Annotated in this window: 10 protein-coding genes; 2 read left to right on the forward strand and 8 right to left on the reverse strand. The window is 33.0% G+C overall.

Going from position 1 to position 17,755, the window contains the following annotated elements:
• Nucleotides 1–234: 234 nt before the first annotated feature.
• Both QM536_03490 and QM536_03495 read left to right on the forward strand, forming a co-directional pair.
• Complete coding sequence (locus QM536_03490; GenBank protein ID MDI9356073.1) at nt 235–1,359, forward strand: DNA adenine methylase; 1,125 nt, start codon at nt 235–237, stop codon at nt 1,357–1,359.
• Nucleotides 1,360–1,363: 4 nt separating this feature from the next.
• The gene (locus QM536_03495; protein ID MDI9356074.1) at nt 1,364–2,137 is read left to right on the forward strand and encodes a hypothetical protein; all 774 of its coding nucleotides are present in this window, start codon (nt 1,364–1,366) and stop codon (nt 2,135–2,137) included.
• 202 nt (nt 2,138–2,339) lie between these two features.
• Here QM536_03495 and dnaG read toward each other — a convergent pair whose 3' ends face one another.
• From dnaG to QM536_03535, 8 genes are all read right to left on the reverse strand, one after another.
• Complete coding sequence (gene dnaG / locus QM536_03500) at nt 2,340–4,253, reverse strand: DNA primase (GenBank protein ID MDI9356075.1); 1,914 nt, start codon at nt 4,251–4,253, stop codon at nt 2,340–2,342.
• A 3-nt stretch (nt 4,254–4,256) separates the two neighbouring features.
• On the reverse strand, nt 4,257–6,767 hold the full coding sequence (locus QM536_03505) for a DNA translocase FtsK 4TM domain-containing protein (GenBank protein ID MDI9356076.1): 2,511 nt from the start codon (nt 6,765–6,767) through the stop codon (nt 4,257–4,259).
• Nucleotides 6,768–7,089: 322 nt separating this feature from the next.
• The gene (locus QM536_03510; GenBank protein MDI9356077.1) at nt 7,090–8,571 is read right to left on the reverse strand and encodes a TolC family protein; all 1,482 of its coding nucleotides are present in this window, start codon (nt 8,569–8,571) and stop codon (nt 7,090–7,092) included.
• A gap of 107 nt (nt 8,572–8,678) precedes the next feature.
• Nucleotides 8,679–10,883 (reverse strand): M28 family metallopeptidase, encoded by a 2,205-nt coding sequence (locus tag QM536_03515; protein ID MDI9356078.1) that lies wholly within the window; start codon nt 10,881–10,883, stop codon nt 8,679–8,681.
• A 229-nt stretch (nt 10,884–11,112) separates the two neighbouring features.
• Nucleotides 11,113–14,010, reverse strand: a complete 2,898-nt coding sequence (locus QM536_03520; GenBank protein ID MDI9356079.1) for a caspase family protein — start codon at nt 14,008–14,010, stop codon at nt 11,113–11,115.
• Nucleotides 14,011–14,012: 2 nt separating this feature from the next.
• Nucleotides 14,013–16,121, reverse strand: coding sequence for a hypothetical protein (locus QM536_03525; protein ID MDI9356080.1), 2,109 nt, complete (start codon nt 16,119–16,121; stop codon nt 14,013–14,015).
• A gap of 363 nt (nt 16,122–16,484) precedes the next feature.
• Nucleotides 16,485–16,844, reverse strand: coding sequence for a hypothetical protein (locus QM536_03530; protein ID MDI9356081.1), 360 nt, complete (start codon nt 16,842–16,844; stop codon nt 16,485–16,487).
• Nucleotides 16,845–16,853: 9 nt separating this feature from the next.
• Nucleotides 16,854–17,507: an outer membrane beta-barrel protein gene (locus QM536_03535; GenBank protein MDI9356082.1), complete on the reverse strand. Its 654-nt coding sequence runs from the start codon at nt 17,505–17,507 to the stop codon at nt 16,854–16,856.
• Nucleotides 17,508–17,755: the final 248 nt, after the last annotated feature.

A 17,755-nucleotide genomic window follows, 5' to 3' on the forward strand; every position in this document is an offset into this window, starting at 1 on the left:
TACAGAGGACGAAACAAGTGCAAAAATATACGGAAGAATCCATTTTAATGAATAAAAAAAAAGAGTATCACATACAATCCACTCACGATGTGCATAGCCCATCGCAAACACTAAAAACAAGGTAAAAAAGGTTAACAACCCAAAACGTGACACAATGGATAACCAAACCATACCTCCCTGAAGGAAATGTTTCATCATACTATAAAGAGAGAGTACACCAACCGATGTAAAACATTGCTGTGCAGTAAAAAAAAAGACAGAACAAAGTATTACCCCCGAACAAGAGTATCTATAATAACTTACAATAATAATAAAACCACCTGTAAAGAGCGGGACTATATTGCTATGAAAACCATATACAATGATAAGCAAAAAAACAAACAGCAAACAAATACAAAAGAAATATTCTCTTCCCAATACCTCTTTCTGAGTGAAAATAATGAAAGTTCTTACAAAACAAATTTTTTAAAACAATTAGCAAGTCAAAACGGTAGCAAGAACAGATATAAAAGATATTTAGGTTCTCCTCTGCGTTATGCAGGTGGAAAAAGTTTAGCAGTTGGATTCATTCTCGAACATTTTCCAAGCGATATAGTAAGAGTTATTTCTCCATTTATGGGAGGTGGAAGTGTGGAAATTGCTTGTAGTCAAGAAGCAAAAATCCCCGTTATTGCTTACGATATTTTTGACTTGTTAGTAAATTATTGGCAGGTTCAAATGGGAAACCCTCAAAAACTTGCTGAAATTCTAAAATCATTCCAACCCACAAAAGAGGGCTTTCAGCAAATAAAAGAACGACTGAAAAAACATTGGAAAAAAGAAGAACTCATAGAAGATGCAATGGAACTTGCTGCATACTATTATTTTAATCATAATACTTCCTATGGACCAGGGTTTTTGAGCTGGCCTTCTTCTGTCTATATGCAAGAAAAACGCTACCATTCAATGATCGATAAAGTAAAAAATACTAACCTCAATAATTTAGAGGTTTATTGTAACTCCTTTGAAAATGTATTTGCTCTGTACCCCAATGATTTTTTCTATTGCGACCCACCCTATTTTCTGGATGGTGATAGCAAAATGTTTAAAGGCATCTACCCACAAAGAAATTTCCCAATTCACCACAATGGGTTTCGCCACGATGTATTAAGGGATTTGCTGGTAAATCATAACGGAAAATTTATTGTATCCTACAACGACTGCCAAACAATAAGAGAATGGTATAAGGACTTTGAATTGGTAGATGTCGCTTGGCAGTATACAATGGGACAAGGGGAAACAAGAATCGGTCTCAATAGAATTAATAAAGGTATAAATCACATAAAGCAATCACACGAAGTGCTTATTATTAAAAGATAAAAAAATGGCAAAAAGAAAAGCAATGTCTTCAGAAAAAGCAAGGAATGTTCGCTATCAAGGGCATAGAGATGCTTTATTATTTGCAAAAGCTATTGGTGTTGGTGAAGATTATCAAAACAATGCTATTGCTAAAAAAGATGTAGTGGATCACAATAAAGACACACATTCCGTAAAAAGCGGAGGAAAGAGATGGCAAGTTTTCCTCTACGGAAGAAACAGATTTTTGAGCGACAATGCTTTTCAATCTATGAACGGAATCGGACAATTATTGATTGAATGCTTAGATGCTTATCCCGAAACTTATGACGAATATCAAAGAAATAAAAACAATATTAAAGAGCATTTGAGAAATCCAATGAGACGACTTTGCGAGTTATTTCAAGAACAAAGACGAGTAAAAACATTCATTGAAAAATCATTTTTTGACGGAAATCAAGTAGATTATTTAACAATTTTACACAATAGTGTGTTTCACGTTTTTCTTGGAAAGGACGTTGTGAAAGTAATGGGAGAAAATTTTGAAGTAGTGAATTCGCAAGCAAGACGAGTATCAGAAACTCCTGAACAGAAAGTCTTATTTAAATATAAAGGAGTAAATGTTGGAGAATTAGAAATTAGAAATAGTGGGTCAAATCATTATAGAGAAGCTCTTTTTGTATTTAACAAACTAAAAGTATTAGATTTATTATTTGAAAAAATACCCATGACAGAAAAGTATAACAACCAAGTTTTAACGTATGGTAATGCACCAAAGCTATTTAACAAAAGGCAGAAATGACTCCACTGCTCATAACAAAAGTAACAAAAAAACAACCAAAAACAAGGAAATACTCAAGCAGGTATTTCTGGAGTACCGAGATGAAAGTATATGTAAATTCATAATGTTTGAAAAGGGTAAGAATTTTGTCCCTGCTTTTTTGTTATTACATATAACAACAATTCACAAAATGGTAACCAAAATGGATTTTCATACAGATAACTTATAACTCATACACTTTTCCTATAATTTTTGAAAGTTCTTGTATGATAGTATTTTGTTCTTTGATTTCTTGAAGGATTTCATCTTGAGCATATTCGGGATTTGTCAATTTTTCTATATTTTGCTTCCGTAAAAACTTTATAAAAGAGAGCTTGAGTCGGATAATATTGGTATACATACTTTGTTTTAATTCTTCCTTTTCAGTCGGAATATTTATTTCATACCTCTCTTGCCAATTTTTACTGAATTCGTGTTTATCTTCTTTCCCTATCAAAGATGCTACACAGTTTCTGATTTCTAATGATTCGTGCTTCAAAAAATAATCCATGTCTACGAGAATCCCTTCTTGGAGTTTTTGTTTAAAAAGAGCGTATATTTCTTGATATAAGGGACTTTGAAAAGATATTCCGTCATCTTCTGTTTCTTTGAAAAAATAGGTGAGTGCCTGTATATCTTGTGATTCGGGCTGTTTGATGGTTTCTTTTCCGTATAAAAGGAGTATTCGTATGCTTTCTTCTTCTTGGTATGTTATTTTTTCTTTTATGGGTTTTTCTTTTGCAGAAGTAACATTGGTAGGATGGATTTTGTTTTTTTGCGTATCTTTTTTTTGGGGGGATAGTATATTTTGTAATGCTACTTCAATAATATCTTTATTAATCTTCAGTATATCACTGCATTCTTGTATATACAAATCTCTTTTTATAATATTGGGAATACAGGAAATACTTGTTATAATATCGGTTGTTATTTCTGTTTTTTTTATGGGGTCGTTTTGAATGTTTTTGAGCAATATTTTTGTTTTGAAAAGAATAAAGTCGGTAGCGTTTGTTTTGAGAAATTCTTTGAATGGTTGGGGACCGAGTTTATGTGCGTAGCTATCGGGGTCTTCATTTTCGGGGAATGGAACTACTTTGACGTTTATATCTTGTGAAAGGAGCATATCTATTCCACGGAAGCTGGCTTTTATGCCCGCATTGTCTCCATCAAAAAGCGTGGTAACATTGTGTGTGAATCTTTTTATTTGTTTTATTTGATTTTCTGTAAGAGAAGTTCCCGATGCGGCGACGGTATTTTGGATCCCTGCCATGTGGAGAGATATTACATCCATATAGCCCTCGCAGAGATAGCAATTGTCTTCGTGTTTGATGGATTCTTTTGCTTGAAATATGCCGTATAAGACCTCATTTTTTTTATATACAATGGTTTCGGGAGAGTTGAGATATTTCGGTTGGTTTTCCTCATTCTTGAGTAATCTTGCTCCAAATCCTATTGTTTTTCCTATAAGATTATGAATGGGGAACATAATTCTATTTCTAAATCTATCGTATATTTTTTTACCGCTTTCTTCTTCTCGTACTATTATAATTCCTGATTTTTCTAAGAGTTCTTCGGAATATCCCATTTTCTTATAGTAATTGAGGAGGTCGTTCCAAGCATCTAAACTGTATCCGAGTTCAAATTTCTGCATTACTTCCGTATTCAGTCCTCTGTTTTTGAGATACGTCAGAGCTGCCTGTGATTGCTCTTGCAATAGGTTCTTTTGAAACTTCTCTTTTGCATTGTGAAGTAAATGATACAGAGCTTCTTTTTCATCGGATTCTTTTTTTTCTTCCAAAGAATATTGTTTTTCTTCTATGGTTATACCGTATTTTTGGGCAAGATATTTGAGAGCATCGGTGTATGCAAATTTTTCTTTTTCCATTATGAAGGTAATAGAATCTCCTGCCTTCCCACAACCAAAGCATTTGAATATGCCTTTGGCTGGGGATACAGTGAAAGAAGGTGTCTTTTCATCGTGAAAAGGACAGCATCCCCATAGATTTTTTCCTTTTTTTTTGAGGGATACATAATCAGATACCACATCTTCTATATCTGCTTTATTTCTAATTTCCTCTATAGTATGCGATGGGATCATGTTTTAGATGGGACTATTTCTATTCAGTTCTTGTAATATCTTTTCTAAGTGGTCTTCTGTGGCTACGGTAACATTTCGTGGTTTGCCACCGCTCATCGGTCCTACAATGCCTGCGGCTTCTAATTGATCCATTATCCTTCCCGACCTCGCATAACCGAGTTTCATTTTTCTTTGGATAAGAGAGGTGCTGCCGATTTGGTGAGTAATTATGAGACGGGCGGCTTCTTCAAAAAGAGGATCTCTGTCTGCTAAATTTATGTCTTTCTCTGTTCCTTCCTCTTCTTCCCCAACGTATTCTGGCAACAGATACGCACTCGGATACCCATTTTGCTTTTCTATAAAAGAGCAGATATTTTCCACCTCATCGGTATCAACAAAAGCACACTGCAATCGTATAATATCACTTCCTAAGGACAAAAGCATATCTCCCTGCCCCACTAATTGTTCTGCTCCTCCTGTGTCCAAAATAGTTCTTGCATCAATCTTTGAAGCAACTCTAAAAGATAAACGTGCAGGGAAGTTTGCTTTTATGGTTCCCGTAATAACATTCACAGAGGGTCTTTGGGTTGCTACTACCAAGTGTATACCGATTGCCCTTGCCAATTGGGCTATTCGGGCAATAGGAAGCTCCACTTCTTTTCCTGCTGTCATCATTAAGTCCGCTAATTCATCTATAACCAAAACAATATAAGGCAGGTACCTATGTCCATTCTTGGGATTTAGTCGCCTTGTTATGAATTTTTCATTGTATTCTTTGATGTTTCTGCTCCCTGCTATTTTGAGTAAATCATAACGGGAGTCCATTTCTATACAAAGAGAATTAAGGGTATTGACTACTTTTTTTGTGTCTGTAATAATAGGTTCTTCCACGTCGGGCAGTGTCGCTAAAAAGTGCTTTTCTATTTTGTTATAAGGAGTAAGTTCTACTTTTTTTGGATCTACCAAGACAAGTTTTAGCTGTGAAGGATGTTTTTTATAGAGAAGAGAAGTCAAAATAACATTGAGACCTACAGATTTACCTTGCCCCGTAGCACCTGCCATAAGCAAATGTGGCATCTTTGCTAAATCTGTGACATATACCTCATTAGAAATTGTCTTTCCTAAAACTATAGGTAAGTCCATCTCGCTTTTGAGAAACTTTTCCGTTGCAAGGACAGAACGCATATCTACCATTTCTTTTTTTTTATTCGGAACTTCTATTCCTATTGTTCCTTTGCCGGGCATCGGGGCTATAATTCTAATGCCTAATGCAGATAAACTCAATGCTATGTCGTCTTCCAAATTTTTAATTTTAGAAATGCGAACTCCTGCCTGGGGGATTATTTCATAAAGGGTTACGGTAGGTCCTATGGTAGCTTTTATTTGAGCAATTCCTATATCAAAATTATTGAGAGTTTCTATAATTTTATCTTTATTTGCTTCTAATTCTTCTTTTGTCACCTGAATTTTAGAAGGCGGTCTCTCGTGTAAAAGATTGGGATTGGGATATTCGTATTGGGGTAAGTCCAAAGTAGGGTCATAATTTTTTACTTCTACACCCATCGCTTCATCTTCTAATTCTACCACTTCAAATGTTCCTTCTGCATTCTCAAATCGGGATGGTTGGTATTTAACAGGTCCGTTAAATACTTGTTTATCTACGGGAGCAGGTTCATTTTTCATAATCTCCATTTCTATTTTTTTTGTACTCAGGGGAGGATTGGGAACTTGTTCCTCTTCTGCTTTGGGAGAGTGTGTATTATCTACTTCTAAAACAATATTCTGGTTGTCACGAGATGGTTTTGTTTTATTCGGAGTATTTTTTTTGTCTTCCGTTTCGGGTTTCTCTTCTTTTTCAGTGATATTTTCTGTCTTGGGGTTCTTTATTTTTTCTAAAAGATAATAAAATTCTGTAAAATTAAAAAAATAAATAATAAAAAGAAAAAGAAAAAAGAGAAGCAGTAAAAATCCTCCCCATCCCATACATCCATCTATTATCTCTGCTAATTCATACCCAATAGCACCGCTTAAAAAAGAATATTCTAAAAAAGACGAAGGATTATATTTGAGAAAAAGACCAAAAGTAAGGCAAATCCACAAAACAGCAAAGGAACAAAAAGCAAACGCTCTCCCAAGTGGATAAAGAGCATACCGAAATACTATCCGAAAACCTACTATAAAAAGGAAAGGAGGAATAAACAAACTGCCAACTCCAAAACCTCTGAAAACAAAGTAATGAGAAGTTATGGAACCAAATACTCCAAACCAATTTTTCACCTCTCTAAACGCCTCTTTCATTTCCCCCCAAGAACTCCCATGCACTAAGCTTTGGTCTATCTTTCCATTGAAAAAATAAGAAATAATAGATATAAATACAAAAATAGAAAACAACAACAAGAAAATACCTATAGATATATGCAAACGCTTATCCATAAAAAAATCAAGTACCTTTCCTCGCTGTTTTTTTTCTTCCAAATCATTTATTTTTACTTCTCCTGTCTCCGCGTCGGAGTCCCGATGAACATTTTTTGCCATACCTAATATGTTATATATGAGAGAGTGTTAATATGTAGTATCTGCAAGAAAACTCCTAAAACCTTGATGAGTAAGTGGATGTAATATACTATTAATGAATGAATATATTGTATTTTTGTAACTACTGAGCATACACAATGAAAGGAAATGATATAATGTAGATTCTAAAGAGATGGTATGATTATAGTGAAGTATTACCAGTATAATTAAACCCCGTCGAGTCTACATTTATTTCACATCGACGTGGTTTGTAAACCGTTCGTATTCCAATTTCTATAATTTTTTCAAGCACTCGGGCTTAGCTCAATAGTTACAAAAATACTTATTCTGTAATGGGTTTTCCTTGATAAAAATCTAATATCTTTAATCTAAAGAAGTAACTATATTTAGCTCTTATCAGGTCTGCTTTTGCTCTAAAAAGGTTATTGCTTACTACCTGATAATCTACAAAATGAACAGCACCTATATTAAATCTATTTTCTATATTTCTAAAAGATGTCTCTAAAGCTGCTACTTGTTTCAGAGAAGCGTTATAGGTTTTGAGAGAAGCAAGAGCGTTATTATAGGCAGTTTCTATACTTTGTCGGAGTTGATTTTTTATTTCTGTTGCATTTATTTCCGTGAGTTGTTCGTTTACTTTTGCTCTCTGTACTGCGGAATGAGTAAAAAATCTATTAAAAATAGGAACTTGTATTTGAAGTGCTATGTTAGTACTTATATTTTTTTCAAATTGTTGCGATAGGTTAAAATTATCGCTGGTTTTTATTTGTTCAGGTACAAATTGTCTTAATTTTATAGTATTGTAAGTACTTCCTCCATCTAAAGATATATCCAAACTACTAAATTGCTCCTTATTATCTCCTATTCTATACTGTGCTCTATCAGCTGCTTGAGAGTAATTCGTTCCTAATTGAAAGCCGAGGTTTATAGATGGTATTCCGCTCGAATATGCAATTTTTGTTCCTAATTTTGCTGCTTTTATTTGTGTCTCAGCACTTTTTACTTCGGGGAGATTTTGCAATGCCGTATTATAAATTTCCTCTACGGGTGTAATTACATCTATTCTTTCAGGGATTGTTACTTCGGGTATTTCTAATTCTATTTCTGTATTAGAAGGGATGAGCATTATTTGTTTCAAATTGAGCAGAGCAAGGTTATAATTATTTTGTGCATTCACTAAATCCACTTCATTTGTAGCGAGTTGACTTTCCAATTCTAATCTATCACTTATGGGTAAAGAACCAGCGTCTACTAATTTGATAGTTCTTTGGAGTTGGTTAGAAGTTGTGTTTCTTTGTGAATTACTTGCTTCCACAATTTGCTCATTGAGAATAACATTTAAGTAAGCAGTCATTACAGTAATAATAACATCGTTTTTTGCTTTATCTAAATTATAGATATTTGCCTGAAGATTTGCTTGAGATTGCCAGATTCCCAAAGAAAGAGATAATCCATTAAAAAGAGTAAGTGAACTCGCTAATCCTATATTAGAATATGCAAAAGAATTTGTGAGAAACTGATTGGTATAAGGATCTATAGAACGTCCCGAATTATTTCCATAACTCCCCGATGCGTTCAAGTTTGGGAGCGTTCTTAAATAAGATTCTCTAAAATTAATTTTTGCTGTTTGTAGGTTTAGTTGGCTTCTTTTTATATTCAAATTATGAGCGAGAGTGGTTTTTATACATTCTTGTATGTTTAATTTTTTTATAGAAGAAGCATTTTCAACTAAAGAATCAAGGGCATAAGTTTTTTGATAGATAGAAAAACAAAAAAGAGCGGTAAATAAGATTTTTGGATACATAAGGAAAGTATATATAGAGTTAAAAGTATATGTTTGTTTTGTAGTAATTATGTAAAATGGTATTAAAATGCATCAATTACCATACAAATATGCATATAATTATCAGTTTATTGTGATAAATTTTCTAAAAAATCTGATAACTTACGAATAGATTGTGTTGCTGCTGCAATTTGTTCTTGTGCTTCTTTCCAATTTCTTTGTTCTAATGCTTCTCTTATACCGGGGAGTGTTTTTACTCCGTATCCCGTATAAAACCCTGGTGCATAGAGAGAGTGTCTATACCAACTTCTGCGTGGTAGTCCATTTTCTAAAAGTAATTGTTGTTCGGATTTATATATTTTTGCATTTATTTCTTCTATTTTTTGTGGTGAGAAAGATGCTTTTCGTTCAGAAAATTTGTTTGCTACTACATATAAGTTATGTAAGGCATTTTGAAGAGGGGAAAAATCAAGATAAGGAACTTCTGTTTTTGGGGTAGGGTATTGTAATTTTTTAGTAGGGTCTGCTGCAAGTTCGTAGACCTTTGCTGCGATGAGTTCATTTTCTATGAGAGTATTTTCTCTCGTTTGGTCACAAAGAGATACGAGTTCTGCGAGATATTCTTTTACTGTTCTGTGTAAACTTTTGAAATCAAAAGGGAGATGATCTGCTTGTGCAATTCGGAGAGCAATATGCCCTGCTGTTTGAGATAAAGCAAGTCCGTATTCAAACTTTGGGTCTTTAAAACGAGCATAATGGTCATAAGAATCGTAAATGGAGTGGTATTCTCCTCCTGAATTTTCCCCTCCGTATCCTAAATCAATAGATGGTATACATGCGTGTTGGATGAAAGGTGAGTAGTCAGAACCCGAACCTAATGCTCCGATACGGAGTGTTTTTTGAGAAAAAATTTCTTTTTTTGTTTTTGTGTTTGATGCAAGAGCGGATGAACGAGCTATACTTCTTTCAAAAACAGTGCCTCCTGTTTGGGGGTCTTTTATATCTTTGGATACTTCGGAAACAGTATTTTCTAATGCGTGTGAGCCAGCGGCATGTAAAAAGCCTCTTCCATTGCCATCAGAGTTTATATATACTACTGCTTTTTCTTGCAGTTCTAATTTATGTTCTTCTACCCATTCTGTGGATCCTATGAGTCCTGGTTCTTCTGCATCCCAAGCACAGTATATGAGGGTTCTTTTTGGTTTCCATCCTGTTTTTACTAAGGTACCTATTGCTTTTGCTTCTTCCATTAATGCTGCTAATCCGCTTATAGGGTCATTAGCACCGTTTACCCATGCATCATGATGATTTCCTCTTATTACCCATTGGTCGGGATAAGTAGAGCCGGGTATTTTTGCTATTACATTATATGCTGTTTTTGTTTGCCAATTAAATTCTAATTGTAAATGGATTAATTTTTTACTGGGTCCTAAATGGTAAGTAATCGGTAAAGCGCCTGCCCATTCCAATGGTGCTACTGCTCCTTCTAAACTTTCTAAAAGTGGTTGTGCATCTCCATAGCTTATGGGGATAACCGGGATTTTTAAAAGATTTGGGGCATCTTTTCTATCAATTCTTTTTGCATCTTTGGTAGAAGCAATGAAAGGAGTAAGCGGGTCTCCTGGGTATATAGGCATATCCATTACAGATCCTCTTTGAACTCCATATTCATTTTTATATGCTCCTTTTGGATAGACATCACCTAATGTATAACCATCGTCTTTAGGGTCAGAATAAATAATACATCCTATTGCTCCTTTTTCTTGTGCTACTTTTGGTTTAATACCTCTCCAACTGCGTCCATATTTTACAATGACTATTTTTCCTCGGACATCTATTCCATATTTTTCTAATACTTCATAATCTTCGGGTATTCCATAATTTACAAATACTAATTCTGCTGTTACATTTCCATCGGCACTCCAACAGTTATAGGTAGGAAGCTGGTCTGTTTGATTAGAAGTAGCGTCTTCTTTCAGTGGAGGTTCTTTTAAAGCTGCTTTAAATCCTCCTACTATTTCTACAATTCTGGTTTTTGGGCTTGGAAATAATACTTCATAAGCAGTTAATTGGGCATCCCATCCCCAGCTTTTAAATCTATTGAGAACTATATCGGCTACTTTTTTTCCTCCTACCGAACCGACATGATGTGGTTCTGAGGAAAGAAGTTTGATAGTTTCTCCAATATTTGATGCGCTCAGTTGTGCGTCAAATTTTTGTTCTAATTGTTTTTGTATAGAACCGGTTTCATTTGAAAAACCGCTTATTTGTTGTGCTTCTACATATACGAAGACAACATAAAAAAATAATACTAAAAAGGTTCTTTTAAACATAAATAGAAAGTTAATGAAAATGAATATATTTATTTTGTAATAATAAGGTTTTAATTTTTTCATAAAAAAGTAATGAGTCAATCTCATAAAAATAAATGTATTTTTGTATTTTTGTATTTTTCTTTTCCTATTTTTATAAAAAAAACATCGTTATTTGAATATAAAACTAAAAATAGAAACAGGTTTTTTTTATGGAGTGTTTATATTTTTTTTTAGAAGGTTTTATTTATTATTTTATTTTTACGGTTCCTATTGGAAAATCTTGTTTTGCTGGTTGTGTTGATGGGTATTGTGCTTGTCCTTTGAATTTTTGGGAAAGTTCTGGTACTTGGTCGTCTAAAAATGCTCCTATTTCTTTTATGGTTACTTTTCCGTCTTTTGGACTTCCATCGGCATGTCCTTCTAATGCTTTCAATAAACAGTGTGTAAAAAGTCCATGACCGAGTGTAGCAAATTCTTGAGCTTCTTGGTCACTACTGCTGGCGGCTAGTACTGCGATTCCTGTGCTTCTTGCGAGTTGGGCAATTGCTTTTTCTTCTGCAGTACCTCGGCTTGCTAAGAGATCGGCTACTGCTCCTCCGCTTTGGCATGCATCTAAAATCCATACTTGTTTTTGGGCTTTTATTTCGAATGCGTAATTTTGTAGATCTAAGGCGGATACTCCTAATTCTTGGAGCATCTCTAATTTATATGGTGATGTAACATCGTGCATTACTAAAAAAAATTGTGCTTTTTCTTCTTCACTCATTATTCCATGTCCTGCATAATAGAAGAGGAATAAATCTTTTTCGGTTATTTTTTCTTGAATTTTTTTTAATTTTTTTTTTATATTTTCTTTTGTAGATTCTTCATCTGTAAGGATGGTGATTTCTGTTTTTCCGAAGATTTCTTTTGCATTATTTTTTATAGTTTCTACTGTTGCTGTAGCGTCTGCTACTGGGTATTTGAGGTTCCATTTTGGGTTTTTATATTGGTTTATGCCTATTGCTAATATATAAAGATCTGTATTTGCGACTGTTCCTTTATAGTTGACGGTTATTTCAAAGGGTTGTGCTTCTGTTCTTTGGGTGCTAAAAGCACTTGCTTTAAAATGATTTATTCCATTAATAAGGGTTGCATTAAAAATTTTTTTTTGTGATGTTTCTTGGGTATTATTTGCTTTAAATCCTCGGGCAGTGCTAGATATAAGTTTTTCATTTTGATACAGTACTATTTCATCTATTCCTCCACCTTGGTCAGTGGCTTCTATGACTATTTGTATTTCTTTGGTTTCGGATTCGAATGTTTTTCTTTGAAATCCTCTTGTATCGGAAGAAGGAGATGTTATTTTGACTATGGGTGGTAATTGAAAATTATTTATATTTACGTCGTTATTTCCTTGGATATTTTCATTATTTAACAATCGCATTCCAAGGTTAGGTGTGTAAAATTTTTCATAGAATTGTGATGCGTTGTAAAACATTGCTTCTTTATGCGATGCTTGATTTACGTGCCATCCGATGTATTCTTCTACTTCTCCTGAGGTGTCAAAATATCCTTCGGGTGTCCAAAGAACCCATTTATTGTTTTCGGGATGGATATATAAGCTCATTAAGAGTTTTCCGTCTGCTATGTTATACCAACGTATAATTCCGTCTCCATGTCCTACTATTACAATTTTTCCATTAGGGCTGATTTTGGTTACCCATGCGGCACTGGTTATTTGTTGTTGCCAAAGTTTTTCTCCTTTTCCATTAAAACAGTATATATTCCATGTTGTTCCTAATACTACTGTATCATTTTTTACATCTATGCTACGTGACAGTTCATTAGGTTGTAAGAGTAATGTTTGTTCGTTTATGGATGGGGAATATGTATTTTTCCAGTTTTCTGCTATTAAAACATCAGATTTATCTGTGAAAGAGTGGAGAGGTTCTGTTTCTTTATTTTTTTCTAGACGTCTTGCTTCTAATGAAAAAACTTGTGTTTCTTTTGCATATGCTGTATATTCTACGATACTACCGGATGTATTTGTTTTAAAATGACTTCTGTCTTTTGCTGTAAAGTTGAGTATTTCTCCTGTTTTGTAGAAAGATTTATTTCCTAAATAATCTATTATGCCTATATCTGGGTTTGAGCCTACAAAGAGAATTTGATTTTGGGGAATAGTTTTTATATCCATAATAGAGCTTTGGGCGGCGGGGTAATTTCCGGTTTCTGTTCCATCTATAGAGTTCCATTGTCGGATGAGCGTCCACCAAGAATCATTTATATCTTGTTCATAGTTTCCTGCTCCGTAGAGATATTTTCCATCGTCAGAAAAAGATACGACAGGGATACTAAATTCGCTACCACCGGTTCCTCCCATAACTCTAAAGAGAGGTCCTAAAGTGTTTGCATCTAATACTTCTGGAGCAATATTTTGATTTTTATATCCTACTGCTATTTTTTCTCCATCGGGAGAAAATGTAATAGAAAATGGATTATTTCCCAAATATGCTTTTGAGATAAAGTTTATACTGTCGTTATAGAGTCGGATATAACCATCGGCAGAAACAGTGGCAAGCTTACCTTGATGGGAAAAAGCAAGGTTATATGTTTCATTCGAATAGTTTGTATAATTTTTAAAAAGGATGAAAGAAGAGTTTTCGTTTTTATAAATCCTGATTCCATTATCTTGTGCTAAAGCAACCCCTAAATAAAGTCCGTTATGAGAAAATTTTATGTCGTTTATAACATTTGGTAATCCTGACAATCTCTCTATCATATTTCCGTTTTCTGCATTAAAAATATATACAGAATTGAGTTTATCCCATTCGTATCCTGTGTATCCGGCTACTGCTACAAGGGTTCCATCAAAATTTAATGCTCCTGCATACAATTGTCCTTCACTTCCTACTTCTGTAATAGGAACACGAAAAGTACGGAGCAGTTCTCCGCTTTTTATATCCCATAGTTTTGCTGTTTTGTCATCGGATACTGTAAGAAATATACTTCCATTTCCATCTACGCTCACTTTATTCACAGATGCCGTGTGCATGGTGGTATTTACTCTTAGAATTGGTTTTGTAGATTGGGCGAATGCTTTATTTATATTTATAAAAGTATAAAGTATTATTACAATAAGTATTGTTTTTTTTAACTGCATTTTTATTGTTTATTGAAAGCATTATGAATAATTATTTCTATAGAAATACGTCTAAATTCTTCACCGACACCTTTTGAAAGTTGGATGTAGTGTTCAAAAGTATTTTTTGTATTTTTAAAAGTGCTTATATTATTTTCGAAAAATTTACGAACTCCGTAAGTGCGGAGATATGCTAGTTGTTGGTTTTCTGTAATTCCTTGTTTTTTAGAAACAGAAATATTATCTAAATTTCCATTTAAAAAAAGAGGGTGTCCGTCAAATTCTCCATAAATACCGTCATAAGGTATAGTTTTTTTGATAGGGGTTCCATCTGCTGATCCATTGATTTTAATAGTAATTTTTTTGTCGGGGGTCATGTACTTTGCTATGTCGCCCTCAAAAGTTTTTTTGATAATATCTAAAGTGGTTATAGCGGCTTTTGATTTGTCGTATCTAAATTCTCCTGGGGGATAGTCATCTATTACATTAGTTACTTGTTTTTTTATAATTTCATAGAGGTATTGGATATGGTAATTTATTATCTGATTTCCTTTTTCATCATTTACTATTTCGGTAGATGTGTTGACATTAGATATTACATTTTCTGTTATTGATCCTCGGGTTGTTTCTTGTTTAATAGATTCTTTTAAGTCGGTTTTCAGTTTTTCTTCTTCGGCTACCACTTCTCTAATTATTTCTACGGGTACAAACTCCATCTCTTCTACGGTTTGTTCTTCTTCTTTATTGGTGGTGGTATTATAGTTACCAGTTATGTCGTATATGTATACTTTTTGAGTTTCTGGATTTACTGCTTCTATGTATGTGAGGTAAAATTCGTCGTCTTCTCCTAAAGCAAACACGGGGTTTTGATATTGGAGATTATTGTAGTTACTTTCAAAAGATGCTTGTTCTTCTTCGGATACATGAAGAGGTATAGATCGTAACCCTGCAAAAGTGACGTTATAACTTTGGCTTTGTTTGTCATACGGTTCTTTATCGGGAGATTCTAATTTATGTTTTTTAAGGGCATTACTTGTGGTAAATTCTTGTTTTTTCTTATTGTATTCTTTTCGCATAGTAGAGTCGTTGACTCTTTTTTGATATTCGTCTATAGTTTCTGTTTCTTTTCGTTTAGACCATTTTGTAATAAAATTATCCACGCTTTCTTTCACTACAGAATTATGTTCAGGTTCTAAATCATTTGTATCATATATATATAATCCGTAGCTATCAGATACGTAAAATAAAGATGATTGTTTGTTAAAGTCATTCCAAAAATGAATATTATTAATGGGGGATGTTTGATTTATAAGCGTTTTTATTATTTGGTTTTTTTTGATATTCCATATATCTATTTCTCCATTATCAGCACCTGTTATGAGGTATTTATTATTGAAATGAAAATCTAAAGCGGTTATATTCTTATTGTTAGGTACCTGTAAATTTTTATTTTTGGTCCATGTTTTTGTATTCCATAATATTATGTTTCCGTCATCTCCTGCACTTGACAAGAGAGCATTATCGTGACTAAATTTCATAGCAAAAATATTTCCTTTATGCCCACTCAATGTAGCAACTTGTACATTTTCTTCTATGTACCAAATATGAATGTCGTTACTTACATCTATTGCTAAATAAACTCCATTTTGACTTATAGCTATGGTATTCGCAGAAATAGGTTTTTTAAATTTTCTAAAAAGCATATCGTTTTCTAAATTCCATACACTTACTATTCCATCTGAACTATTACTTATCATATAGCGAGCGTCGGGACTAAAAATAATAGTTTTTATAACGCTGAGATGTTTTTTTTTATATGTTTTTAGAATATGGTTTACTTCTTTAAATGATCTAAACTCAATAGCATAGTCATCATTAGCGGTAACAAAATAACTCCCTGTAGGATTAAAAGAAATGGCACTTATTTCTTGTGCATTACCTATTACAATGTTTTGAAGTGTTTTTATATTTCCATTTTTTTCGGCTATAACGCATCTGTATAATTGTGTAGCTATTCCCAATAATGGATTATCCTTATTCCCATTATTTTTAAATTGATAGTGTCTCAATTCTTTTATTTGAGCATGGGTAATAAGGGGAAAAAACAATACTAAAAAGATTCTTTTAAGCATAAAAAATTAATGAAAATGAATATATAATTTTATATTGTACAAAGTGTGCTAAATTACATTTAAACCAGATATTTTATATTTTTTATCTCTATGTAATGTAATTATTAATATATTTATAAATAATAAGGTTCTTATTTATATAAAACAGGAACAAGGCAATCTAATTTTAAAAAAATATTTTGTGTTTTTATATTTTTATTACAATATTTAAATAAAAAATATAATTATTTGAATTGGAATGCAAAAAGCATACACAATATTTTTTGTTATCTTTTTGTTATTCAAACCGTCTCTTTGCCCTCCTTTTAAGGAAAAGAGATTGTATTTATTCATAATTCATCATTGATATTAATCACTAACTACTCACAACTCCCTTACAAATATCTCATTTGTTAAACCTATAGAATTAAACTTTATTTCTAAGGTAATGTTTTTTTTTTGAAGGGAACAATTGTCTGCGGAATAAATATAATAGATAAAAACTTTTTGCCCTCTGGTGTAGAGTTCTTGTTTATCAGGTCTGCCAAAAATATAGGTAATATCTCTTTCGTATAAACGTTTGAGAGATTCCTTTTGTGCGATCAGGGTGTCTAAAAAATACCCCCTCTTTCCTAAACATCCCATTTTGTCTTTTTTCCATTTTTCTAAATCTATTCCTTCTATCGGGCATTTATAAAAACATCCCGTGGCGAAAAATAGAGAGAGTAGAGATAATTTGAACATGATAATGATTTAAAATTTAATTCCTATATCTAAAGAGATAAAATCATTCTTTATTATGAGATTTTTTTGCTTTGCTTCGGATACTGCATTGAGCATACCTCTATTGTAGTATATTCCTGCAAAAATAACTAATTGATGCAAAATATCTTTTTCTACCCCTGCTCCAAAAGAAAGCCCTATATCTATGGGGTTCACTTTTTGTATAAAATAATTTTTATCATCTTTGGGTTTAAGATGAATATGTATGTCAAATAAAGCACCTAATTGGGCATAAGCTCTGAATCCTGGTAACAAATCGGGTGTATTCATCTTAAAAAGAAGTGGAATTTGTATATATTGCAGAGTATATTCTTCTTTCAGATTCGTATATTTATTTTTGGGATTGAGAGAAAAGTGGATAGTTTTAGGAGCGTAGGTTATACCCGAAACAATGTGGTAGACATCTGTTATTCCAAAATGTATCACAAAAGATGGAAAAGCAGAAAAATATGCTCCTTCCGATGCAATATCTAAAGAATCATCTGCGGGAGAAAATTCTGCTCTGTTGTATGCTATGACGGGTGCAACTTTTATTCCTACTCGCACCGATTGAGAAAAACAATTGCTTGTATTTCCAATGATAAGAAAGATAATGATGTATAAGAGAGGTATTATTTTTTTCACTATTTAATAATATATGGTTAAATTGTACTAAAAATGTAAATTATGAATAAAATAGGGAATAAAACTAATATATGTTTTTGTAATGCTCTAAATAATAAAAAATGGATTTATTTAGGTAGTTTATTTTTAATTCAAATAAAAAGTTGCCTTATACAAATCTAGAAGAGATGAAATTAATAAAGAAAATATACTTACATTATTGGTAACATTATTGGTAACATTATTGGTAAAGCATTTGATACTTAAAA

This window comes from Chitinophagaceae bacterium, from assembly GCA_030053935.1.
In the GTDB taxonomy this organism is placed as follows: domain Bacteria; phylum Bacteroidota; class Bacteroidia; order Cytophagales; family JASGCU01; genus JASGCU01.

Excerpts from the sequence above, each read along its gene's own strand:
- QM536_03495 (MDI9356074.1), top strand. The coding sequence starts at position 1,364 with ATGGCAAAAAGAAAAGCAATGTCTTCAGAAAAAGCAAGGAATGTTCGC.
- dnaG (MDI9356075.1), bottom strand. The coding sequence starts at position 4,253 with ATGATCCCATCGCATACTATAGAGGAAATTAGAAATAAAGCAGATATA.
- QM536_03505 (MDI9356076.1), bottom strand. The coding sequence starts at position 6,767 with ATGGCAAAAAATGTTCATCGGGACTCCGACGCGGAGACAGGAGAAGTA.
- QM536_03510 (MDI9356077.1), bottom strand. The coding sequence starts at position 8,571 with ATGTATCCAAAAATCTTATTTACCGCTCTTTTTTGTTTTTCTATCTAT.
- QM536_03515 (MDI9356078.1), bottom strand. The coding sequence starts at position 10,883 with ATGTTTAAAAGAACCTTTTTAGTATTATTTTTTTATGTTGTCTTCGTA.
- QM536_03520 (MDI9356079.1), bottom strand. The coding sequence starts at position 14,010 with ATGCAGTTAAAAAAAACAATACTTATTGTAATAATACTTTATACTTTT.
- QM536_03525 (MDI9356080.1), bottom strand. The coding sequence starts at position 16,121 with ATGCTTAAAAGAATCTTTTTAGTATTGTTTTTTCCCCTTATTACCCAT.
- QM536_03530 (MDI9356081.1), bottom strand. The coding sequence starts at position 16,844 with ATGTTCAAATTATCTCTACTCTCTCTATTTTTCGCCACGGGATGTTTT.